Below are 23,320 nucleotides of genomic sequence, written 5' to 3'. Positions count from 1 at the left end.
CCTTCGTCATCGCGTGCGCGAGGGGGGATTTGAACCCCCACGCCCTTTCGGACACTGGCACCTGAAGCCAGCGCGTCTGCCGTTCCGCCACTCGCGCGTGACAAGAGGACAGTGTGGTGCATGGCCCACCGGATCGCCAAACCGGGGTGGGTCGGACAGCCCGGAGACGCCCTGACCGCCGACTTCACCGAGGCCTTCCGCGGCTTCGCCGGGGACGCCTGAGGCCACTCGCCGCTCAGGACCGGTGCTCCCGGCCCCCGTGGGCCTCACCGAGCCGGTAGGACGGGTCGGCGAACCCGCCGCCGAGCACGGCGGGCGCCTGCGACGCGTCCGCCCGCTGCACCTCCGCAGCGAACGTCTCGGCGTCGTCCTGCGGCTCGAACCCGACGGCGCGGCCCGGCTCGAGGTCGACCCGACGCCGGGTGTTGGCCGAGACGCCCCACACGACGTGGTGCCCACCGGCGTCCGTCGTGCGCACCGCCTCGACGAGCCGGGCCATGTCGTCGCCGGACAGCCACAACTGCAGCGAGCGCGGGCTGCCGGGCTCGTCGGCGAAGGTCATGATCCGGGCGCTGACGACCGTGAGCCCGAACCGCCCGGCGTACAGCCCGCCGAGCGCCTCGACCGCCGCCTTGCTGGCGCCGTAGTACGTGTCCGGCGCGGGCAGCGGCATCCCGGCCGCCGTGGCCGGGTCGTCGACGCGCGCGTAGCCGGCGGCGTGGACCGAGCTCGCGAGCAGGACGCGCCGGACGCCCGCCCGCACCACGGCGTCGAGCACGGCCCGGGTCCCGTCGACGTTGACGGCGAGCAGGTCGGGCCACGGGCGCTCGTCGGACAGCCCGCCCAGGTGCACGACGAGCTCGGCCCCGGCGAACGCGTCGGCGTGGGCGTCGACGTCGCGCAGGTCCGCCTCGACGACCTGCTCACCGGCCACCGGCTCGGGCACCGGGACCGCGTCGAGGAGCACGAGGTCGTGCCCGGCCGCACGCAGGCGCGGCCGCAGCGACGCCGCGATGCGTCCGGCGGCTCCGGTCAGGGCGAGGCGGGCCATGGCACCGGGATACCCCACGGAAGCACTCCGGACGCGACGACGCGCCCGTCACCGAGGAGGGACGGACGCGTCGGGCGACGTGCGGGGCTCAGAGACCGTCGACGACGACGGCGGCCATCTCCATGCAGGCGTCGTGCGTCTTCTTGCTGATCTTGAGCGGGTCGAGGTGCAGGCCCGGGGCGAGCATCGGGTCGTAGGGGATGTCGACGACGCCGCGCACCCACTGCTCGAAGTGCTCGCGGGTGTGGACGCCGGCGCCGATGTCGTTGCCCTTGGCCGACGTGTGCGAGATGACGCAGACGGCGTTGCGCACGAGGTCGCCGCGGCCCATCGCGACGAGCGCGTCGAGGTTCTTCGCGGCGACGACCGAGGTGTCGTCCTTGAGCGAGGTGGCGAAGACGAGCATGTCGGCGCGGGCGGCCGCCGCGAGCCAGTTCGGCGCGAGGCGGTTGTTGCCGGTGTCGACGATGATCATCCGGTAGAAGCGGGACAGCTGCGTGTGGAGGTCCTCGAACTCCTGCTCGCCGATGATGCGCATCGCCTCGTCGTCGTCGGCCGAGGCCAGCACGTCGAAGGAGAGGCCGCGCTGCTCGCGCACCCAGTGCTCGAGCTCGGAGGTGCCGGCGTTCGGGTCGCCGGCGATGGTCGGCAGCGCGCCGAGCAGGTCGACGACCGTGCGGTGGTGGCTCTGCGACGGGGCGCGCATGCCGAGCGTGCCCTCGGTCTCGTTGTTGTCCCACGCGAGGACCGAGCCGGAGCGGTACCGGCCGAGGTAGCTGGCGAGCATGAGCGTGACGAGCGTCTTGCCGCCGCCGCCCTTGGTGTTGATGACCATGATCGTCTTGCGGCCGTTGAGCGGCCGGGCGATGCGGTCGATGCGGTCGCGCTCGAGCAGCTCCTTGGTGCTCGGGCCCAGCCCGAAGGCCTTGCGCAGGCCCGAGTTCGCCTTGACCTTCTGGCGCTCACCCTTGGAGCGGGCCGTGATGAGGTCCTCGGCGCTCGGACGGTCGGAGTTGCCGGCGCGGTCGACGGGCGTGAGGTCGTAGGAGTGGCCGAGCTCCTCGGCGGCCGCGGCGACGTCGGGGTCGACGGCCGGGGTGGCGGCGTACGCGTCACGCGCGCTCGTGTGGTCGGTCGAGAAGCGACCGGTGCGCTCGGCGGCGGGGGTGGTGGAGGCCGTGGAGGTGCTCGACGCCGACCCCGCGGGCACCCAGCCGGAGTACTCCTCCTGCGAGGCGTCGGCGACCTCGGCGTCGTGCTGCAGGGACTGCCAGTGGCGCGTCGACTCGTCGGCCTCGGTGCTGCCGCTGCCGGACTCCCAGGAGGACCAGCCGTTCTGCCCCGACCCGTACGAGGTGGAGCCGCTCGAGTAGGAGGAGTCGTAGTCGCCCTCGTAGGCGGCGAAGTCGCTGTCGGAGCTGCTCGTGCTGCTCGTGCCGCCCGAGGCCGACGCGTCGTCGGCCGTCGTCGACTCGCCGCTCGAGGCGTAGGGGTCGCTCCACGTGTTGCCGCCGGACGCCTCGGGGGAGGACTGCTCGGACGCCGCCTCCTCCGACTGCCAGGAGTCGTCGTCCCACGTCGAGGACCACGGGTCGCTCGAGGGCTGGTCCTCGGACGTCCCCGTCGCGACGGGAATGGGCAGCGCGAACCCCCCTGGGACCCGGTTGTTCGAGGAGAAGCCGGGGATGCCCTGGCCCTCGGTGTTGCCGGTCTCGTCGTTGCTCATCGAGCGCTCCTTGCTGGCCTGCACGTGCGGGGCCCGCTCACGGACCCCCCGCGATGGTCCCATGCTTCCGCGACACATCAAACCTGCTGACCACGCGTGGCGCGGGGCGAAACGGACTTTCCACACCCGTACCCAGCGCCCGTCGGTTGGGGCCTTGCACGGGTGACCCGGTTACGATGAAGCGCCCAGCGGCAAGCGCGCACACGAAGGAGGAGACGGCGTGGGACTCATCAACCGTGTCGAGCACGGTCTGGCCAAGGCTGTCCACGGTGCCTTCGCGAAGGCGTTCAAGTCCGAGGTCCAGCCCGTGGAGATCGCCTCGGCGATCCGCCGGGCCATGGACGACCGCGCCGCGATCGTCGGCCACGGCCGGGCCATGGTGCCCAACCTCTACACGATCGAGCTCAGCCCCACCGACTACGAGCGCCTCGGTGACTACGAGGACGACCTCACCGACGACCTCGTCGCCGCCGCCCAGGAGCACGCCGACTCCCAGGGCTACCAGCCCGGTGGCCCGCTCGAGGTCGACCTCGTCGAGGGCGAGGGCCTCGAGACCGGTGTCTTCCGCGTCCGTCCGGCCACGGCCAAGCGGGCCGGCGCCGCCGCCGCACCCGCCCCGTCGCGCGAGCCCGCGCCGGCCCCTCGCCCCCAGACGCCGGGCGGCACCATGGTCGACGAGCCGCCGGCGCAGCGTCCGGGCGCCCGCAGCAACCCCTCGGCCCGCCCGTGGCTCGACATCAACGGCGACCGCTACCCCCTGCTCGGGGCCCTGACGACGCTCGGGCGTGACGACTCCGCCGACATCGTGGTCGACGACCCCGGGGTGTCCCGGCGGCACAGCGAGATCCGGGTCACCACCGACGGCCCGCACCTCGTCACCTCGATCCGCGACCTCAACTCGACGAACGGCACGTTCGTCAACGGCGAGCGCATCGCGAGCCAGCGCCTCCAGGACGGCGACCGCCTCACCCTCGGGCGCACCACCGCCACCTTCCGAGCCGGGCGGCGTTGACCGCCGTGACCACCCCGACGACACGTGGTGATGCATGAGTGAACTCACCCTGACCCTGCTGCGGCTGGGTCTGCTCGCGCTGCTGTGGATCTTCATCTTCAGTGTCGTCGGCGTCCTGCGCACCGACATCTACGGCACGTCGGTGAGCCGCCGGACCCAGCGCAAGGCGGCCAAGGCCCAGGAGAAGGCGCAGGAGAAGGAGCGGGCGCGCGCCAGGCGCCAGCCCGCCGCCGTCGGGGGCGCCGCCGCCGGTGCGGCCGGCGCCGCGGGCGCGGCTGCCGCGGGAGGCGCGGCCGGTGCAGCGGCGGGCGCCGCCGCGCGTCGGCCCCGCGGGCGCAAGAGCGTCCCGACCACGCTCGTCGTCACCGAGGGCCCGCTCACCGGCACCTCCCTGCCCCTGCGCAGCAGCGGCATCCTCATCGGCCGCAACCCCGAGTGCGCGCTCGTCCTCGACGACGACTACGCGTCGGGCCGGCACTGCCGCATCTACCCCGACCAGGCCCGCGACGGCTGGCTCGTCGAGGACCTCGGCTCGACCAACGGCACGTTCATCGGCCGCGACAAGCTGACCGGCTCGCGCCCGGTCGAGGTGGGCACCACGCTGCGCATCGGCAAGACGGTCCTCGAGCTGCGGGGCTGACCGGATGGCCATCGCCCTGCGCTACGCCGCGCGCTCCGACCTCGGTCTGGGACCCAAGTCCCGCAACGAGGACTCCGGCTACGCCGGCCCCAACCTGCTCGTCCTCGCCGACGGCATGGGCGGCCACGCCGCGGGCGACGTCGCGAGCTCGATGATCGTCGGCGAGCTGGCCCCGCTCGACGAGGAGGACGTCACCGCCGACCAGGCCGTGCCGCTGCTCGAGGAGGCCCTGCACTCGGCCAACGCCAAGCTGACCCGCGCGATGCGCGAGAACGCCGACCTCGCCGGCATGGGCAGCACGACCATCGTCATGCTCCGCACCGGCAACAAGCTCGCGATGGCCCACATCGGCGACTCCCGCGCGTTCATGCTCCGCGGCGACACCTTCAGCCAGATCACCAAGGACCACTCCTTCGTCCAGCAGCTCATCGACGAAGGGCGCATCTCCAAGGAGGACGCCGGGCACCACCCGCAGCGCTCGGTCGTCACCCGCGTCATGACCGGCCAGCCCGACGACGAGCCGGACACCTCGCTGCGCGAGGCCAAGATCGGCGACCGCTTCCTGCTGTGCTCCGACGGCCTGTCCGACTTCGTCGGCGCCGACGTCATCGAGGAGATCCTCCGCGAGGCCCGCACGCCCGACGACGCCGCCGACCGCTGCATCGAGGTGGCCCTCAAGGCGAGCACCCGCGACAACGTCACGGTCATCGTCGCCGAGGTCGTCGACGCCGACGGCGACGACCTCCCGGTCACCGTGCCGCAGGTCGTCGGGGCGGCGGCCAAGCGCCTGCCCAACCGCACCCGCGCCATCCCCACCTCGCCGGCCGAGAAGGCCGCGGCGCTCTCGCGCGCCGCCACGGGCCGCGACGCCGCCGACGACGACGAGTCGCACGTCGAGCTCGCCGAGGGGCCGGCCCGCTCGCGCCGGGCCAAGGTGGCCCGCCGCACCATCGGCGTCGTCGTCGTCGCGGCGATCCTCGGCGCCGGGGGCTACGCGGCGTACGCGTGGTCGCAGAAGCAGTTCTACGTCGCGGCGAGCAACGGGCACGTCGCGATCTTCCGCGGCGTCTCGGCCGAGCTCGGCCCGATCGCCCTGTCCCGCGTCGACACCGAGTCGGAGGTCCGCGTCAGCGACCTGCCCGTCGACGTCCAGGGCTCGGTCGACAACACGATCCCGGCCCGCGACCTCACCGACGCCGAGGGCAAGGTCGACCGCCTCCGCGGCGAGGCGATGCGCTGCCAGCACCTGGCCATCACCGGCACGCCCTGCGGCACCACCCCGCAACCGACGCCGACCCCGACGCCCACGCCGAGCACGCCCACCCCGACGACGCCCGCGCCCACCACGCCGCGTCCGTCCACGCCCGCGCCGCGTCCGTCGACGACCGTCGAGCCCCTGACCCCCCGCACGCGCCGCAACGCCGAGCTGGGGCTGCTGATCCTCGCCATCGGCATCGTCCTGCTCGCGTGGGTCACCACCGACCTCAACCGCAACGGCACCGTCCCGGCAAACATCATCCCGGTGGCCGGCGGCTTCACGCTGCTCATGCTCGCCGTGCACCTCGTGCTCCGGTGGAAGGCCGCGTACGCCGACCCCGTGCTGCTGCCGATCTCCACGGTCCTCAACGGGCTCGGCCTGGTCATGATCCACCGCCTCGACCTCGCGCGCGGCAAGCTCGGCACCGACGGCGACGCCTACCGCCAGATCATCTGGACGACGCTCGCCGTCGTGCTGGCCATCGGGGTCATCATCGCGCTGCGCGACCACCGCCTCCTGCGCCGTTACACCTACGTCTCGATGGCCGCCGGTCTCGCGCTGCTCCTCGCGCCCCTCGTGCCGGGCCTCGGCCGCTCGATCAACGGCTCGCAGATCTGGATCTCGATCGGCCCGATGAACTTCCAGCCGGGCGAGTTCGCCAAGATCGCCTTCGCCGTCTTCTTCGCCGGCTACCTCGTGCAGACCCGCGACGTGCTGTCGCTCGCCGGCAAGAAGGTCCTCGGGTTCACCTTCCCGCGCGGCCGCGACCTCGGCCCGATCGTCGTGGCGTGGGTCATGTGCCTGCTCATCCTCGTCTTCCAGAGCGACCTCGGCACCGCGCTGCTCTTCTTCGGCCTCTTCGTCGCGATGCTCTACGTCGCCACCGAGCGCACGTCGTGGATCGTCATCGGCCTGCTCCTCTTCTCGGCCGCCGTCGTGTTCGCCCTGTCGGCGTTCTCCCACTTCACCAAGCGCGTCGACCTCTGGCTGGATCCGTTCTCGCCCGACAACCTGGAGCGGTCCAACCAGCTGGCCAACGGCCTGTGGGGGATGGCCGCCGGTGGCCTGACGGGTACCGGGCTCGGCGCCGGCCGGCCGTGGCTCACCTCGTTCGCCGAGAGCGACTTCATCTTCTCGAGCCTCGGCGAGGAGCTCGGCCTCTTCGGCACGCTCGGCATCCTCGTGCTCTACGTCATCTTCTGCGAGCGCGGCGTCCGCACGGCCCTCGGCGTGCGCGACGGCTTCGGCAAGCTGCTCGCCGTCGGCCTCGCGTTCTCCGTCGCCTTCCAGGTCTTCATCGTCATCGGCGGCGTCACGCGCGTCATCCCGCTGACCGGCCTCACGACGCCCTTCATGTCCCTCGGTGGCTCCTCGCTGCTCGCGAACTGGGTCATCACCGCCCTGCTCCTGCGCATCTCCGACCAGGCCCGGCGCCCGATGCCGGAGATCCCGGTCGGTGTCGCCGTCGACGACCCCGCACCGGCCGAGGTCACCCAGGTGGTGAGGATGCCGTGAACACCCCGATCCGACGCCTCTCGCTGCTCATGGCGGCGCTGTTCACCGCGCTGCTCGTGTCGGCCACGGTCATCCAGTTCGTCCAGGCCAAGTCGCTCGGCGCGATGGCCGCCAACAAGCGCACGCTCCTCGACACCTACTCGCGCGAGCGCGGCTCGATCGTCGTCGGCGGCCAGGCCATCGCCAAGTCGATCCCGGTCGACGACCAGTACAAGTTCCTGCGCCGATACCAGCCGGGCGAGCTGTACTCGCAGGTCACCGGCTTCTACAGCTACGTCGTCGGGGCACCGTACGGCCTCGAGCACGCGGCCGACGACCTGCTCACGGGCGACTCCGACACCCTCTTCGTCCGACGCGTCACCGACCTCATCACCGGCCGCAAGACCGCCGGTGCGACGCTCGAGCTGACCATCGACCCCAAGGCGCAGAAGGCCGCCGACGACGCCCTCGGCAAGAGCAAGGGCGCCGTCGTCGCCCTCGACCCGAAGACCGGCGCGATCCTGGCGATGGTCAGCCACCCGCAGTACGACCCGAACCCGCTCTCGAGCCACGACCTCGCCAAGGCCTCCAAGGCCTGGCAGCAGCTCTCCACCGATCCCGACAAGCCCTACGTCAACCGGGCCCTCAGCAGCCTCTACCCGCCCGGTTCGACGTTCAAGGTCGTCACGGCGGCCGCGGCCCTCGAGAACGGCGTCGTCACCGACGAGAACTCCAAGGTGCCGGGCCCGGCCGAGCTCGACCTGCCGCTGACGAGCACGAACCTGCCGAACGAGACCGGCCAGCCGTGCGGGCCGAACAACGAGACGACGCTGATCCACGCGCTCGAGATCTCGTGCAACACCGCGTTCGGCTCGCTCGGGCTCGACCTCGGCGGCGAGAAGCTGCGCGCCCAGGCGGCGAAGTTCGGCTTCGGCGACTCCCTGCAGGTGCCCCTGCGGGCCGCCACGAGCTCGGTCCCCGTCGACATGAACGAGCCGCAATCGGCGCAGGCCGCCATCGGCCAGTACGACGTCAAGACGACGCCACTGCAGATGGCGATGGTCGCGGCCGGCATCGCGAACAAGGGCAGCGTCATGACGCCCTACATCATCGACTCGGTGCGCAGCGCCAACCTCGACGTCATCTCCTCGACGCCCGACCCGACCGAGCTGTCGCAGGCGGTCTCGGAGCAGACCGCCTCGACCCTGACGAAGATGATGGTCTCGGTCGTCGACAACGGCAGTGGCGCCCGGGCACGGATCGACGGCGTCAAGGTGGCCGGCAAGACCGGCACGGCCCAGCACGAGAAGGGCAAGCCGCCGCACGCCTGGTTCATCAGCTTCGCCCCGGCCGACGACCCGAAGGTCGCCGTGGCGGTCGTCGTCGAGGACGGCGGCGTCACCGGCAGCGAGGTCGGTGGCGGACGCGTCGCGGCCCCGATCGCCAAGGACGTCATGGAGGCGGTGCTCGGCCGATGAGCCTCCTCGAGCCCGGCACGACGCTCGGGCAGCGCTACACCCTCGACACGAGCATCGCGTCGGGCGGGATGGGCGACGTCTGGGAGGCCACCGACACCGTCCTCGAGCGCCCGGTCGCGGTCAAGGTGCTGCGCCCGGCCGACCCCGACGACACGACGTTCATCGACCGCTTCCGCGACGAGGCGCGCGGCAGCGCCGGCCTGCACCACCCGAACATCGCCGCCGTGTACGACTACGGCGAGGAGGACGACGTCGCCTACATCGTCATGGAGCTCGTGCCGGGGCGCACCCTCGGCGAGCTGATCCGCGAGAGCGACGGCGGGATGGCGCCCGACGACGTCCGCTCGATCCTCGGCCAGGCCGCGCTGGCGCTGTCGGCGGCGCACGAGGCCGGCGTCGTGCACCGCGACGTCAAGCCCGCCAACATCATCGTCACCGGCGAGGGGCAGGCCAAGCTCACCGACTTCGGCATCGCCCGCATCGGTGACGGCTCGGGGCACACCCGCGCCGGCGAGGTGCTCGGCACCCCCGACTACATCAGCCCCGAGCAGGCGCTCGGCGAGCCGGCCACGGCGGCCAGCGACATCTACTCCCTCGGCGTCGTGGCCCACGAGATGATGACCGGCCTCAAGCCGTTCGACATGGGCACCCCGGTGGCCACGGCCCTCGCGCAGGTCAACGACCCGCCACCGCCGCTGCCCGACACCGTGCCCGAGGACCTCCGCGGCATCGTCGGCGCGTGCCTGGCCAAGACCGCCGCCGAGCGCCCGCACGCCGCCAGCGAGGTGGCGGCCGCCGTCGGCATGCCGCTCGGCGCGCTCCCCGGCGTCACCCCGGCCCCGCTCGGGTCCAGCGACGCCACGGCTCCTCTCGCGGCGCTCGACCCGACGCGCGCCTTCACCGCAGCCCACCCGCGCACCGACGCGTCGGGCTCGTCCCGTGCGGCCGGCCGGGCCGGCGCTGCAGCCGGGGCGGCCGGGGCTGCGGCCGGGGCGGCCCTGCCCGAGTCATCCGCCCACCGCGGCGACACCCCGCCCCTGGGCACCCACGGCGACGGCCCGACCCGCGGCCTGAACCCGCGCTGGGCCTGGCTCGCCGTCCCGCTCGTGCTGCTCGTCGCGTGGGGCGCCTTCGCCCTCGGCGGCCGGATGGGCGGCGCCGCGGGCCAGGCCCCCGCGTCGCCCACCGTGTCGGGCACGACGGGCACCGCCGGCGCCGGTGCGTCGTCCGAGGCCACGAGCACCACCTCCACCACCACCCCGCCCACCACGACGACCAGCGACGCCCCGCAGCAGGACGCACCGAAGGGCCCGCCCGGCAAGGACAAGGGCAAGGGCAAGGGGAAGGGCAACTGACATGACCGACCGGCCCGACGAGATGGCACGACGAGCGGACGACGATGACGCAGCATTCGATCAGGCAGCACCCGAGCGAGCGAGGGCGAGCGACGTGACCACTTCCCCCCGGATCCTCGGCGGACGCTACGAGGTGGGTGAGCTCATCGGCCGCGGCGGCATGGCCGACGTCCACATCGGCCACGACACGCGTCTGGGGCGCACGGTCGCCATCAAGATGCTGCGCTCCGACCTCGCCCGCGACCAGAACTTCCTCATGCGGTTCCGCCGCGAGGCGCAGTCGGCCGCGGGCCTCAACCACCCGTCGATCGTCGCGATCTTCGACTCCGGGGAGGACGACGCGTTCATCGACGGCCCGAACGGCACGCGGACGCACCTGCCGTACATGGTCATGGAGCACGTCGACGGCCTGACCCTGCGGCAGAAGCTCACCGAGCACCAGCAGCTCGACCCGGCCGAGGCGATCCGGGTCACCGAGGGCGTCCTCGACGCGCTGGCCTACAGCCACCGCATGGGCATCGTCCACCGCGACATCAAGCCGGCCAACGTCATGATCACCGACGACGGCACGGTCAAGGTCATGGACTTCGGCATCGCGCGGGCGATCGCCGACACCGCGGCGACGATGACCCAGACCCAGTCGGTCGTCGGCACGGCGCAGTACCTCTCCCCGGAGCAGGCGCAGGGCCAGACCGTCGACGCGCGGTCGGACCTCTACTCGACCGGCTGCATGCTCTTCGAGCTGCTCACCGGCCGGCCGCCCTTCACCGGCGACTCGCCGGTGGCCATCGCCTACCAGCACGTCGGCGAGCTGCCGCAGCCGCCCAGCGTCTGGAACGACGCCGTGGGCGGCGACCTCGACGCCGTCACCCTCCACTCGCTCGAGAAGGACCGCGACGCCCGCTACCAGGACGCCGCCGCCTTCCGCGCCGACCTCGAGAACGTCCGCCTCGGGCGTCCGATCAGCGCCGCCGCCCTCGGCACCGGCGCAGCCGTCGGCGCCGCGGCCACCCAGACGCTCCCGGCGTCCTACGCCTCGGCCGGCGCGCCCACCGCGGTGCAGCCGGTGACGCGTCGGTCCCAGTACGGCAACACCGCCGGGCTGCCGGCCGTCGGCCACGACGAGGACGAGGAGCGCCAGGGCCACAAGGGCCGCGCCGCCCTCATCACCGTCCTCGCCCTCGTGCTGCTCGGGCTCGTCGGCTGGCTCGCGGTGACGTGGTTCGGCAACCAGACGCCCGACGTGAAGATGGTCGCGGTGCCCTCGATCGTCAACATGCAGGAGGCGCAGGCCACCCAGACGCTCGCGGCGAACAACCTGCGCGGCGAGAAGTCGACCGCCCCGAGCACGACCGTGCCCAAGGACAGCGTCATCAGCCAGGACCCCAAGCCCGGCGGTCAGGTGGCCGAGCAGTCGGTCGTCCGGTTCGTCGTGTCGACCGGTCCGGACAGCGTCCAGATGCCCGACGTCACCGGGATGAACAAGGACGATGCGCGCACCGAGCTGGAGAAGCAGGGCTTCAAGGTCGCCAAGTTCGTCGAGGAGAACACCCCCGACCAGGACAAGAACAAGGTGACCAAGACGGAGCCGTCGGCCAACTCGACGGTCGCCGCCGGCTCGGACGTGACGGTCTATTACGCCACCGGCAACGTCAAGGTGCCCGACGACCTCGTCGGCAAGGACTGGACGCAGGCCGTCATCTCCCTGCAGAACGCCGGCCTCAACCCGAAGAAGGAGCCGGTCGACTCCGACAAGCCGGCCGACCAGGTCCTCGACGTCGAGAAGTCCGGCGACATCGTCAAGGCCGGCTCGACGATCACCGTCAAGGTCGCCAAGACGCCGACGCCCACCCCGTCGACCGTCACGATCACGCCGACGCCGACCGACACCGGCACCCCGACCGACACGACCTCGCCGCCGCCGATCCTGCCCTGACGCCGGCGCCGGCGCCGGCGCCGCAGACGGGAGAGGGCCCGTCCGACCACGTGGTCGGACGGGCCCTCTGTCGTGTGGTCAGACGGCGGCGGTGACGAGCGGGCTCAGGCCCGCCGACCGGGCGACCGCCCCGGTGTCGCCGCACATCGCGAGGAAGTTGGCGAGCATCCGGTGCCCGCCCTCGGTCAGGACGCTCTCGGGGTGGAACTGCACGCCGTGCAGCGGCAGGTCGCGGTGGCGCACCGACATGACGACACCGGAGTCGGTGTGGCCGGTGGCGACGAGCTCGTCGGGCAGGGTCGCCGGGTCGATGGTCAGCGAGTGGTAGCGGGTCGCCGTGAACGGGGACGGCAGGCCCTCGAGGACGCCGGTGCCGTCGTGGTGCACGAGGGAGGTCTTGCCGTGGAGCAGCTCGGGGGCCCGGTCGACCGTCGCGCCGGCGACGACGCCGAGGGCCTGGTGGCCGAGGCAGACACCGAACATCGGGGTACCGAGGCGGGCGCACTCGCGGATGACCTCCATCGAGACCCCGGCGCCCTCGGGCGTGCCCGGACCGGGGGAGACGAGGACACCGTCGTGCTCGGCGACAGCTCCGACCTCGACCGCGTCGTTGCGCACGACGACGCACTCGGCGCCGAGCTGCTCGAGGTAGCCGACGATCGTGTAGACGAAGCTGTCGTAGTTGTCGACGACGAGGATGCGGGTCATGCGGGCCTCACGGGGGTGCTGCGGTTCGGGTGGTCGGGTCTCGGGGTGGTGGCCGGTCAGCGGATCGGGGCGGCGTACTGGAGGTCGACCGTGCCCGAGTATGCCGGGAACTCCTCGGCCGCGTGGGTCTGCACCCCGTAGCCGAGACCGACGGCGTCGACGTACTGCTTGTAGATCTGCACGGTCTGGTCGTTGTCGAGGCCGAGCTGCAGCGCCTGGACGTCGCCGATCGCCTTGATGCGGTACGGCGGTGAGTAGACGCGGCCCTGCAGGATCAGGGTGTTGCCGACGCACCGCACGGCGCTGGTCGAGATGATCCGCTGGTCCTGGATCATCATCGCCTCGGCCCCGGACTGCCACAGCGCGTTGACGACGCCCTGCACGTCCTGCTGGTGCACGACGATGTCGTCGGCCGTGAACCCGTCGGGCAGCGAGTCGGCGCTGCGGTGCGCGTCGTCGAGGGTCACCTCGACGGCCGGGCCGGTGACCTTGGTGTCGGCCGCGGCGTCGGCGAGCGCGTCGCCCTTGGCCGCGAGGGTCGAGAGCCGCTTGTCGTAGGGCGCGTTCGCCTTCGACAGCGCGTCGACCTCCTTCTGGAGGGTGTCGAGCTCGGCGGCCTTGTCGGCCACGCGCGAGTCGCCGTCCATGATGAGCTGCGGCAGGTCGCGGTCGGCCCGGAGGTCCTGGCCCTGCGCGGCGACGAAGCTCATCGCGAACATGATCCCGGCCACCGCGGTGATGACCGGCACGAGCGCCCGCCACGTGAGGCGCGGGCGCCGACGCGGCTCGACGGCAGGGGCGTCCGGCCCACCGTCGGCGGGCGCGTCCGTTCCCGGTGCCCCGGCAGCCTCGTGCGCCTCGTGCGCCTGGGCGACCTCGTCGGCCCTCGGCTCGTCCGTCATGCCTGCGTCCTCCACGGGGGCGGTCGGTCCGCACCCACCGCCATTCTGCCCTGACCCACGGCGGGCGCGGGCCGGGCCTGCGTCGGGTGGCGGCCCCGGCGACCGCTCGGGCCCGACCCGGGAGCCGGGCCTACGGTCACGTCTGCGCCACCGAGTCCCCCCGCCCGCCGCGCAGGACGAGGACGACCTCGACGCGGTTGCGCGCCTCGAGGGCTGCCACGAGCCCGGCGACGTCGGCGGCCACGGTGCGCACCGACACCCCGAGCTCGCGCGCGATCGCCTGGTCCTTGGCCCCGAGCGCGAGCCGACGGGCCACCTCGAACTGCCGACGCGTGAACGGCGGCTGCTCACCCGGCGGCACCACCGGGACGGCCCGGGCCCAGGTGCGGGTCCACAGGTCGCGGACGCGCTCCACCACGTCGTCGCGGGTCGCGAGCCAGGCGGTCGGGAAGCCACGGGGGTCGGGCGGTCCGCCGACGACGGCGGCGGTGCGGTCGATGAGGATGAAGCGCGCGACGGTCGGGCCCACCCGTGCGTGCGGGTACATCGCCACGAGCATCGGGTTCATGGCGAAGGCCCGCTCCGACCCGACGAACCGCAGGGTGAGGCCACGCGAGCGCGACGCCTCGTCGAGGGGCTGGGTGCGGTCGTGCGGGTTGAACGTCGAGGTCGGCTGGACCGACTCGACCGTGCGGCGGGTGCGCGGCTCGATGGCGGCCAACCCCTGCGCGATCTGGTCGACGCCCGCTCCGAGGATGCGGAAGCCCGTGTGTCGTCCGCCGTCGAACATGGTGTCGTGCGCGAGGTCGACGACCTGCTCCTCGAGGGCGCGGCCGTCGCGGATCAGTGCACCGAGGCCGGGTGCGACCCAGGCGTCCGTCGGCGGTGGATCGGCGGCATCGATCCCGTAGGCGGCCGACAGGCCGGCGGTGGTCGGAGGGTCGGCGGTGCCTGAGCCCCTCGCGACCCCGGAGGGTCGCCTCACCTGCGCAGCGTCGTCACCCGGGCTCTCGTCCGGTGTCATGCGGTCCCCTGTCGTCGGCGGCGACGGGACACGGCCGGGTCGGTCGTGCCGGGCGCCGGAACCGTCATTGTGCAACGCGGCGCGCGGATGTCGGGCCGCGAGCCCACACCCGGTTCGACGCACCGGGCGTGCCGGTGGCGTCGTGACGGGCGGGGCGGGTGGGACGGCGACATGCCGCGAGGACACCCGGCCGTACCTCGAGGACGCCTCGTCCACGGCCGCACGCACTACGCTGGGCCGCACACGACGCAAGGAGAGAGCAAGTGCCCGAGTCCAGAGGCCGCGACCACAAGGCGACCGCCTACACCCCGCCGCAGAAGAGCAAGGCGGCCGAGCCCAACCCGACCTGGTGGGCCCCCGTCTTCATCACGCTGCTCGTCGTCGGGCTGCTGTGGATCGTCGTCTACTACGTGACCGAGTACAAGTACCCCATCGGCTCGATCGGCGTGTGGAACCTCGGCGTGGGCTTCGTGCTGCTCATGGCCGGCTTCATCATGACGATGCGCTGGCGCTGACCGCGTCGTGCCGCGGCCAACCGGCCGCACCCGGACCGCTCACGGCCCGTCCCCGATCCCCGGGGGCGGGCCGTTCGTCGTCCCCCGCACGGCGCGGGCTCTGATCGGGTCGGTCGGGTCGGTCGGCTCGGTCGGCTCGGGCGGCTCGGGCGGCCCGGTCGGCCCGGTCGGCCCGGTCGGCCCGGCAGTCCACACCTGCCCACACGGTGTTGACATCTTTTCCACACGGTTGTCCCCAGCTGGGGATGAATGACACGTGTGTAACTACATCCACAGGTTTGTCCACAGCGGTGGACAACTCGGGGTGGGGACACCTGTGGATCCCGTGCTCACGCACGGTGTGGAACCCGTTGTACACAGGGTGTGGATCCTGTGTGCAAGACCGCCTCGGTGACGGCGTCCGAGCGTGTGCGGGTCGGGACGCAGCGGAAAGCGCCCGGAGCTGTGGAGAACCAGGACGCTCACCCCGTGGACAACCGGGCGAGGGTGGTCAGCTGCCGAAAGAGCTCGAGTCGATCATCCGGACGGCCTCCGGCAGCGACAGGTACTTGAGCGCGGCCACGGCGACGACGACCACGAGGACCGCGCCGAGGGCCAGCCAGACGAGGTGGCGGATGCCCTGGCGCCGGAACGCGATGATGACGGCCGCGCAGGCGAGGCCCGTGACGAGGCCGCCGAGGTGTGCCTGCCAGGCGATCCCGGGGTAGATGAACCCGAAGGCGGCGTTGATGGCGATCGTCGCGTACATGAAGGCCGATGAGCGGCCGAGGTGCCGGTTGAGCACCAGCAGGGCGCCGAAGAGGCCGAAGATCGCGCCCGAGGCGCCGACGACGGCGGTCAGCCACGCGTCGTCCTGGCCGGAGTGCAGCCCGGCGATCGTCGGGGACCCGGCGAGCAGCACGACGGCGACCTGGCCGCCGATGCCGCTGATGAGGTAGAGCGCGGCGAAGCGGGCGCGACCGAGCAACGGCTCGAGGTACTGCCCGAGGCTCCACAGCGCGAACATGTTGAGCAGGATGTGGAAGATCGTGTCGGGCGAGTGGAGGAAGGCCGCCGTGACGAAGCGGTACGGCTCGGTCCAGCCGAGCGCCGGCAGGAACGCGAACTGGTTGGTCAGGGGCGGGTAGGCCCGCTGGAGCAGGTACACCACGGCGCAGATCGCGATGATCGCGTAGGTGACGACGGGGGTGCCGTCGGTGGCGCGGCCCCCGAAGACGGTGCGGGCTCCCGGCATGGCGCGCGAGGCCTCGCGGACGCAGTCGACGCACTGGATGCCGACCGCGGCGGGCCGCTGGCACTCGGGGCACGCGGGGCGTCCGCAGCGCTGGCAGCGGACGTACGCCTCCCGGTCGGGGTGGCGGGGACACACGGACGGACCGGCAGCAGGCTGCGGCACCCCCGGCTCAGCGGGAGGTGGAGCGGTCGGGTTGTCGGACAACGGGATTCCCCCTGCCGGTCTCGTCCGTGCGTACGGGTTGAGCTGGTGGCTCGGTCGGTCAGTCCTCGATCGTGACCGAGCTGATGACGACGTCCTCGACCGGCTTGTCGTTCGGGCCGGTGGCGACGTTGCCGATCTTGTCGACGACGTCGCGCGAGGCCTGGTCGGCGACCTCGCCGAAGATCGTGTGCTTGCCCTGGAGCCAGGTGGTCGGCGCCGTGGTGATGAAGAACTGGGAACCGTTGGTGCCCTTGCCCATCCGCTTGCCGGCGTTGGCCATGGCGAGGATGTACGGCTTGGTGAAGTCCTTGTCGGGGCTGATCTCGTCGTCGAACGTGAAGCCCGGGCCGCCGAAGCCCTGACCCAGCGGGCAGCCGCCCTGGATCATGAAGTTCGGGATGATGCGGTGGAAGATCAGGCCGTCGTAGAACGGCGTCGGGTTGGTGCGACCCGCCTCGTCCTTGTACTCCTTCTCGCCCTTGGCGAGGCCGACGAAGTTCTCCACCGTCTTCGGAGCCTGGTGCTCGAAGAGGTCGACGACGATGTCGCCGTGGTTCGTGTGCAGGGTTGCCTTCATGGGCCCAATCCTCGCACGACGCGTGAGCCGGCAACCCGTGCGGCAGCCGTGCGACGGCTGTGCGGTCGGGGTACGTCGCCCGTACGGACGGGGAACGCCGGCGCCGGACCCACCGTTGGCCGAGGAGAGACGGTTCGGCCCGACGGACCGGGACGTGACGCGTCGGGACCCACCACGCGACGAGACGAAGGGCGGAGCAGCGATGTCGTTCCTGGACAAGCTGAAGCAGAAGGCCGACGAGCTCGACCTCGAGACCAAGGCCCGGCAGCTGCAGGAGGCCGCCACGCAGGCGGCCAAGCAGGCCCAGCAGAAGGCCGGGGAGTTCACGGCCGAGAACCGCGAGAAGATCGACGGCTACGTCGACCGCGCGAGCAGCACCATCGACGAGAAGACGCACGGCAAGTACCACGACCACGTGGCCAAGGTGCGCGCCGGCGTCGACAAGGGCATCGACAAGGTCGCCGAGGGCGGGTCCGCCGCGGGCGCCACCGGTGCGGCCGCAGCCGCGGGGGCCACCGACGCCGGCCCGTTCCCCGCCGACCCCGGAGCGCCGGTGGCTCCGACCCCCGACGCGATGCCGGCCGACGTGCCGCCGCCGACCCACGAGGCCGTGGCCGACTCGACGCTCGAGGACACCGTGCTCGGCCTGGACACCCCGGCGCCCACCGAGCCGACCACCGACTCCACCAGCGGGCCGTCCACCGACCCGACCACCGACGCGGACCCGACGCGTCCGGCCGGGTCCGCGGGCTGAGCCGACACCCGCCACCCGCCGCGCGGCTCCGACCGTGACGGTGACCGGGACGGTGACGGTGACCGGGACGGTGACCGTGACGGTGACGGTGACGGCGTACTGGTCCCGGATGGGTGCGGCTCGTGGCCGATGTTGGCAGGATGGGTAAAGACGAGAGGACTTTAGGAGGACGCATGTTCCGCACCAAGCAGTCCCGCGCCGAGGCCGCGGTCGACCAGGCCCGAGCCGCCGCCGTCGACCTCGGGTCGGCTGCCGGCGACCAGTTCGAGACCGTCCGGGACGGTGCCGCAGACGCGGCAGCCCAGGCGTCGAAGGCCGCCCGCAAGCAGGCCGAGCACGCGTCGAAGGTGGCACGCCAGCAGGCGGCCGATGCCTCGACGGCGGCCCGCAAGCAGTTCGAGGCAGCCCGTGAGGCCGCCACGCCCGTGGTCCAGGACGCCGCCGAGGTGGCGCGGGAGCGGCTCGCCGACGCCGCGGCCACGGCCCGCGACGTCGCCGGCGAGGCCTTGCACGAGGCCACCGAACGGGCTCGCCCGAAGATCGAGCACGCCCAGGACACGCTCGTCGACACCGTGCTGCCGAAGGTCGGCGCCGCCATCGCGACGGCCGCCGCCGCACTGGCGGCCGGTGCCGAGCAGGCCCGCGAGTCGGCCGCCCCGCACCTCGAGTCGGCTGCCGCGCAGGCCCGCGAGGCCGCGTCGGTCGGTGGCCACCGGGCCCACGACGCGTACGCCGTGCTCAAGGGTGACGCCGTGGCCAAGAAGAAGGGCGGCAAGGGCAAGTGGCTCATCGCCATCGGCCTCGCGGCCGCCGGCGTCGCCGCCGTGGCCGCCTACCGCAAGCAGAAGCAGGCCGACGACCCGTGGGCCACGCCCCTCGACACGAGCACCGGCGGTCACGCCGCCTCGTTCAAGGACAAGGCGAGCACCCAGGTCGAGCACGCCAAGGGGGCCGTCACCGACGCCGCGACCAAGGCCAAGGAGAAGGGCTCCGAGCTCGCCGACGCCGCCAAGGACAAGGCCGGTGACCTCGCCGCCAAGGGCCAGGCCGCCATCGCCGACGCCAAGGACCGCTCCGACGAGGCGGTCGGCGACGTGTCCGAGGCCACCGACGCCGCGGCCACCGGCGCGGCCGACCCGCTGAGCGGCACCACGGCCGCCGAGGGCCAGGTCACCGACGCCGAGCAGGCCCCCGGTGCCGATGCCATCAGCGACGACGCGCTCGAGGGCGGCGCCGTCAACGGCGCCTCGACGAAGACCTCGCCGCGCGGCTCCTCCCGGCCGAAGAGCTCCAAGGAGGAGACCGGCAAGGGCTGAGCCCGCCGCAGCAGCAAAGAGAAGGACCCGGATGCCAATGGCATCCGGGTCCTTCTCTGCATGAGCTGGCTCGCACCGACAGGGGGACAGTGCGAGCCAGCACATGCAGAAGGGCTGGGCGCGGTTCGTGCGGGCCCAACCCTTCGCTGCTCCCAGTCTAACCATGGACCGGGGGCGCGCGCGACAGGTTGGGTGAAGTTTCTATTACGTCCTCGGGGCCGAGTCCGCTGTTTTCCACGCCGTCAGCCTCAGTCTCCGCCGGACGCCGGGCTGACGGCCGACCGGAGAACTGCTGCTCCACCGAGCATGGCACCAGCGGGCCGGGTCCGCCAGAGGAACGCGCTGTCGATTCGCTGTGACGGCACAACCGCCCGAACCCGGTGTCCGCTTCGCCCGATCTGTTGACGGTCGGGACGGGACGCTCTACGGTCCTGATCCAAGAGCGTGACTGTTTGTGATCGAAAGGATGCCTTAATGCGCAGTTTCAGACACACAGTCCACCGATGGGTGGCCGCCGCCGGGATCGGCGCGGTTGCCCTCTCGGGACTCGTCGCCCACGCCGCCCCCGCGGCCGCGGCCGACGGACACCTCGGCGACGTCACCGGCTTCAGCCGCACCGGCGACACCTACACCTTCGACTCGGGTGCCGCGAAGGTCCGCGTCGAGGTCGACGACGCTTCCCTCGTCCGGGTGCAGCTGGCCCCCGACGGCACGTTCACCGACCCGGCGAACGACGACCCCGCCGACGCGTCGGCCCCCGACGCCGACATCGTCGTCGGGCGGCACCGCGTCGCCGGCAGCTCGACCGTCACCGAGACGCCGGACGCCTACGTCGTGACGACGGCCAAGGCCCGGCTCACCGTCGCCAAGCACCCGCTGACGATGCGCCTGCAGGACGCGTCGGGCCGCGACCTCTGGCGCGAGACGGCGCCGCTGGCCTGGAGCAGCGCCGGCACGACGCAGACCCTCGCGCAGGGCGCGCAGGAGCAGTTCTTCGGCGGCGGCATGCAGAACGGGCGCTTCAGCCACCGCGACACCTCGATCACGATCAGCCGCGACTACAACTGGGACGACGGCGGCAACCCCAACGCCGCCCCCTTCTACCTCTCGAGCGCCGGCTACGGCGTCCTGCGCAACACCTTCGCCGCCGGCACCTACGACTTCCACGCCCCGGTGCGCACGACCCACCAGGAGCAGCGCTTCGACGCGTACTACTTCGTCGGCGACACGCGTCAGGTGCTCGACGGGTACACGCGTCTCACCGGGCGCCCGCTCATGCTGCCGATGTACGCCCTCGAGGTCGGCGACGCCGACTGCTACCTGCACAACGCCAACCGCGGCGAACGCCGCACGCTGCGCGACTCGACCACCGTCGCCGACGGCTACACGGCCGCCGACATGCCGCTCGGCTGGATGCTCGTCAACGACGGGTACGGCTGCGGCTACGAGCAGCTGCCCGAGACCCACCAGATGCTCGCCGACCACGGGTCCGAGCTCGGCCTGTGGACCCAGGCCGACCTGACGAGCCAGCCCTCCGAGGTGGCCGCCGGCGTCCGCGTCCGCAAGACCGACGTCGCGTGGGTCGGCCCCGGTTACCGGTTCGCCCTCGACGCCTGCGAGAAGGCGCGCGACGGCATCGAGCAGAACAGCACCGACCGCGCCACCGTCCTGACCATCGAGGGCTGGGCCGGCACGCAGCGCTGCGGCGCGATGTGGAGCGGCGACCAGTCGGGCTCGTGGGACTACATCAAGTGGCAGATCCCCACCTACGCCGGCTCGACGCTGTCCGGCCAGCCGGTGACGACGGGCGACATCGACGGCATCTTCGGCGGCAGCGCCGACACGTACACCCGTGACCTGCAGTGGAAGATGTTCCTGCCGATGACGTACGCGATGAGTGGGTGGGCGGCCAAGGACAAGCAGCCCTACCGCTACGGCGAGCCGTACACGTCGATCAACCGCAGCTACCTGCAGCTGCACGAGCGGCTGCTGCCCTACCTCTACACGCACACCGTCAACGGCTCGAAGAACGGCCTGGGCCCGACGCGTCCGCTCTACGTCAACTACCCGAACGACCCTGCCACGTGGGGCGACTCGGCCAAGTACGAGTTCCTCGCCGGTGACGACTTCCTCGTCGCGCCGGTGTACTCCGACACGACGGTCCGCGACGGCATCTACCTGCCCGAGGGCACGTGGGTCGACTACTGGACCGGGCGGCTCTACGCCGGCAAGCAGACGGTCAACGGCTACAAGGCGCCGCTCGACCGGTTGCCGCTGTTCGTCCGGGCCGGCGCGGTCGTGCCGCAGTTCCCGGAGGGCACGCTCGACTGGAAGGCGGGCAAGGCCTCGGGCCGGCTCGATCTCGACGTGTACCCCTCGGGCGCCTCGAGCTTCACGAACTACGAGGACGACGGCCGGTCGCAGGAGTGGGCCGCGGGCCGCAGCGCCACCCAGCGGTTCGACGTCGCCGCCCCCGTGACGGGCAAGGGCCCGGTCACCGTGACGCTCGGGTCGGTCGACGGCACCTACGCCGGCAAGCCGGCCACCCGCGGCTACGGCCTCGCGGTCCACACGAACACGGCGCCGTCCGACGTCGCGGTCGACGGCGCGTCGGTGGGCGCGGTCGCCTCGAAGGCGGCGCTCGACGCGGCGACGGCCGGGTGGTTCTACGACGCCGCCACGGGCGTCGTCCACGTCAAGACGCGCTCGGTGCCGACGGCGTCTTCCCACACCGTCCGCCTCACCGGCGCGGGGGCGGTCGGCGGCGCGCAGCCGGGTGAGCTCGACGCGACGCTCGACGTCAAGGCGCCCGTCATCTCGGTGGCCGGTGAGGGGCGCGAGGTGACGGCGACCTTCACGAACTCGACGGGCAAGCCGGTGCAGGTCACGGCGACGTCGGTCGGGGTGCCGGCCGGCTGGACGGCGACGGCTTCCGGTCCGACGACCGCCACCGACCTCAAGGACGGCGCGTCGTTCACGGCCCGGTTCGCCGTGACACCGCCCGAGGGCGCCAAGCCGGGGTCGTACCCGGTCACGGCGTCGGCCGCCTACACGGTGCGCGACGTGTCGCACACCCTCACCGACGCGACGACGACCCGCCTCGCGTTCCCGTCGCTCGCGAGCGCGTTCAGCAACGTCGGCGTCACGGCCCTCGCCGCGCCGGCGGCCGGGAACATCGACGGCGGAGGGTCGAGCTTCATCGCCGAACGCCTTGCAGCGCAGGGTGTCTCGCCGGGTGCGACGGTGACGGCCAACGGGTTCGACTTCACCTGGCCGTCGTCGCAGCCCGGGACGAAGGACAACGTCGCGTCGGCCGGCGAGACGATCCAGGTGTCGGGCAAGGGCAACGCCCTCGCCTTCCTCGGCACCGGCACGAGCGGCTCGGCGGGCGGTGCGGCGACGGTCCACTACACCGACGGGTCGTCCGCGGCGGTGACCGTCGGCTTCCCGAACTGGTGCTGCCTCGCCACCGACACCTACGGCGCGAAGACGGCGGTCACCACGATGGGCAAGAACACCCCGAGTGGTGCCGCCTACCCGACCGTGGCCTACCGGCTCTACACGAAGACGGTGCGCCTCGACCCGACCAAGGAGGTGGCGGCCGTGACCCTGCCGGCCAACTCCGCGGTCCACGTCTTCGCGATGACCGTGGGCACCGAGGAGGTCGTGCCACCGCCGATCGCCGACGGGCAGTACTCGATCGGCAACGTCGGCTCGGGGCTCGCGCTGGAGGCGCCGGGCTCCGACTCGGCCCAGCTCGGGACCGCCCCGGTCAGCTCGTCGGCGTCGCAGAAGTGGGTCGTGACGCTGCAGGACTCGGGGGCCTACGAGGTGAAGAACGCCCAGAGCGGGCAGTGCATGGACGTCTTCTACAGCTCGCAGACGCCCGGCGCGCTCGTCGGTCAGTACACCTGCACCGGAACGACGAACCAGCAGTGGACCATCACCCGGTCGGGAACGCAGCTGACGCTGAAGGCCAAGCACAGCGGGCTCTCCCTCGCGGTCGACGCGTCGGGCCGGGTCGTGCAGGTGACCGACACCGGAGCGGCGACGCAGCGCTGGACGGCCACCGCCAACTAGCGCGCACCACCCGCGGCGCCTCCGGGCGTCCGCACCGGTCGAGGGCGGCCGCACAC

Annotated in this window: 17 protein-coding genes and 1 tRNA gene; 10 read left to right on the top strand and 8 right to left on the bottom strand. The window is 72.4% G+C overall.

What is annotated here, in order from left to right; all coding sequences use genetic code 11:
* Positions 1-14: 14 nt before the first annotated feature.
* The 3 genes from BIV28_RS19310 to BIV28_RS19300 all read right to left on the bottom strand — a co-directional run bounded on the left by BIV28_RS19310 (position 15) and on the right by BIV28_RS19300 (position 2,777).
* Positions 15-97: transfer RNA gene (locus BIV28_RS19310), tRNA-Leu, on the bottom strand.
* Positions 98-235: 138 nt separating this feature from the next.
* Complete coding sequence (locus tag BIV28_RS19305; protein ID WP_076264160.1) at positions 236-1,051, bottom strand: NAD-dependent epimerase/dehydratase family protein; 816 nt, start codon at positions 1,049-1,051, stop codon at positions 236-238.
* Between the two features lie 88 nt (positions 1,052-1,139).
* Positions 1,140-2,777: a MinD/ParA family ATP-binding protein gene (locus BIV28_RS19300; RefSeq protein WP_076264159.1), complete on the bottom strand. Its 1,638-nt coding sequence runs from the start codon at positions 2,775-2,777 to the stop codon at positions 1,140-1,142.
* 220 nt (positions 2,778-2,997) lie between these two features.
* Here BIV28_RS19300 and BIV28_RS19295 point away from each other — a divergent pair, with 220 nt between their 5' ends.
* The 6 genes from BIV28_RS19295 to pknB all read left to right on the top strand — a co-directional run bounded on the left by BIV28_RS19295 (position 2,998) and on the right by pknB (position 11,950).
* Complete coding sequence (locus tag BIV28_RS19295) at positions 2,998-3,789, top strand: FhaA domain-containing protein (RefSeq protein ID WP_076264158.1); 792 nt, start codon at positions 2,998-3,000, stop codon at positions 3,787-3,789.
* Between the two features lie 34 nt (positions 3,790-3,823).
* Positions 3,824-4,429, top strand: coding sequence for an FHA domain-containing protein FhaB/FipA (locus BIV28_RS19290; protein ID WP_076264157.1), 606 nt, complete (start codon positions 3,824-3,826; stop codon positions 4,427-4,429).
* Between the two features lie 4 nt (positions 4,430-4,433).
* Positions 4,434-7,202: an FtsW/RodA/SpoVE family cell cycle protein gene (locus BIV28_RS20500; protein ID WP_076264156.1), complete on the top strand. Its 2,769-nt coding sequence runs from the start codon at positions 4,434-4,436 to the stop codon at positions 7,200-7,202.
* Positions 7,199-8,659, top strand: a complete 1,461-nt coding sequence (locus tag BIV28_RS19280; protein WP_076264155.1) for a peptidoglycan D,D-transpeptidase FtsI family protein — start codon at positions 7,199-7,201, stop codon at positions 8,657-8,659. The genes BIV28_RS20500 and BIV28_RS19280 overlap by 4 nt, the downstream gene beginning before the upstream one ends.
* The gene (locus BIV28_RS19275; RefSeq protein WP_076264154.1) at positions 8,656-10,014 is read left to right on the top strand and encodes a serine/threonine-protein kinase; all 1,359 of its coding nucleotides are present in this window, start codon (positions 8,656-8,658) and stop codon (positions 10,012-10,014) included. Before BIV28_RS19280 ends, BIV28_RS19275 begins: the two co-directional genes overlap by 4 nt.
* Before the next feature lie 94 nt (positions 10,015-10,108).
* A complete protein-coding gene (gene pknB / locus BIV28_RS19270; RefSeq protein ID WP_076264162.1) occupies positions 10,109-11,950 on the top strand; it encodes a Stk1 family PASTA domain-containing Ser/Thr kinase in 1,842 nt (613 codons plus the stop codon).
* A 78-nt stretch (positions 11,951-12,028) separates the two neighbouring features.
* Here pknB and BIV28_RS19265 read toward each other — a convergent pair whose 3' ends face one another.
* The 3 genes from BIV28_RS19265 to BIV28_RS19255 form a co-directional block, all read right to left on the bottom strand.
* Positions 12,029-12,658, bottom strand: a complete 630-nt coding sequence (locus tag BIV28_RS19265) for an aminodeoxychorismate/anthranilate synthase component II (RefSeq protein ID WP_076264153.1) — start codon at positions 12,656-12,658, stop codon at positions 12,029-12,031.
* A 56-nt stretch (positions 12,659-12,714) separates the two neighbouring features.
* Positions 12,715-13,560 (bottom strand): DUF881 domain-containing protein, encoded by an 846-nt coding sequence (locus BIV28_RS19260; RefSeq protein ID WP_083707529.1) that lies wholly within the window; start codon positions 13,558-13,560, stop codon positions 12,715-12,717.
* Between the two features lie 136 nt (positions 13,561-13,696).
* The gene (locus BIV28_RS19255; RefSeq protein WP_207556127.1) at positions 13,697-14,545 is read right to left on the bottom strand and encodes a helix-turn-helix transcriptional regulator; all 849 of its coding nucleotides are present in this window, start codon (positions 14,543-14,545) and stop codon (positions 13,697-13,699) included.
* A 302-nt stretch (positions 14,546-14,847) separates the two neighbouring features.
* Here BIV28_RS19255 and BIV28_RS19250 point away from each other — a divergent pair, with 302 nt between their 5' ends.
* Positions 14,848-15,099: a cell division protein CrgA gene (locus BIV28_RS19250; protein ID WP_076264151.1), complete on the top strand. Its 252-nt coding sequence runs from the start codon at positions 14,848-14,850 to the stop codon at positions 15,097-15,099.
* A 490-nt stretch (positions 15,100-15,589) separates the two neighbouring features.
* Here the strand turns inward: BIV28_RS19250 and BIV28_RS19245 are convergent, their stop codons facing one another.
* A complete protein-coding gene (locus tag BIV28_RS19245; RefSeq protein ID WP_242653141.1) occupies positions 15,590-16,468 on the bottom strand; it encodes a rhomboid family intramembrane serine protease in 879 nt (292 codons plus the stop codon).
* Positions 16,469-16,595: 127 nt separating this feature from the next.
* Entirely contained in the window at positions 16,596-17,114 is a 519-nt protein-coding gene (locus BIV28_RS19240) for a peptidylprolyl isomerase (protein WP_076264149.1), read from the bottom strand.
* A gap of 202 nt (positions 17,115-17,316) precedes the next feature.
* Here BIV28_RS19240 and BIV28_RS19235 point away from each other — a divergent pair, with 202 nt between their 5' ends.
* The 3 genes from BIV28_RS19235 to BIV28_RS19225 all read left to right on the top strand — a co-directional run bounded on the left by BIV28_RS19235 (position 17,317) and on the right by BIV28_RS19225 (position 23,264).
* On the top strand, positions 17,317-17,868 hold the full coding sequence (locus BIV28_RS19235) for an antitoxin (RefSeq protein ID WP_076264148.1): 552 nt from the start codon (positions 17,317-17,319) through the stop codon (positions 17,866-17,868).
* Positions 17,869-18,041: 173 nt separating this feature from the next.
* A complete protein-coding gene (locus BIV28_RS19230; RefSeq protein WP_076264147.1) occupies positions 18,042-19,184 on the top strand; it encodes a hypothetical protein in 1,143 nt (380 codons plus the stop codon).
* Positions 19,185-19,658: 474 nt separating this feature from the next.
* Positions 19,659-23,264, top strand: a complete 3,606-nt coding sequence (locus BIV28_RS19225; protein ID WP_076264146.1) for an RICIN domain-containing protein — start codon at positions 19,659-19,661, stop codon at positions 23,262-23,264.
* The last annotated feature ends 56 nt before the right edge of the window (positions 23,265-23,320 follow it).

The organism is Intrasporangium flavum (genome assembly GCF_001956915.1).
Taxonomy (GTDB): Bacteria; Actinomycetota; Actinomycetes; order Actinomycetales; family Dermatophilaceae; genus Monashia; species Monashia flava.
The sequence above is the reverse complement of the archived record's forward strand: the minus strand, read 5'-3'. Positions and strand labels throughout refer to the sequence as shown.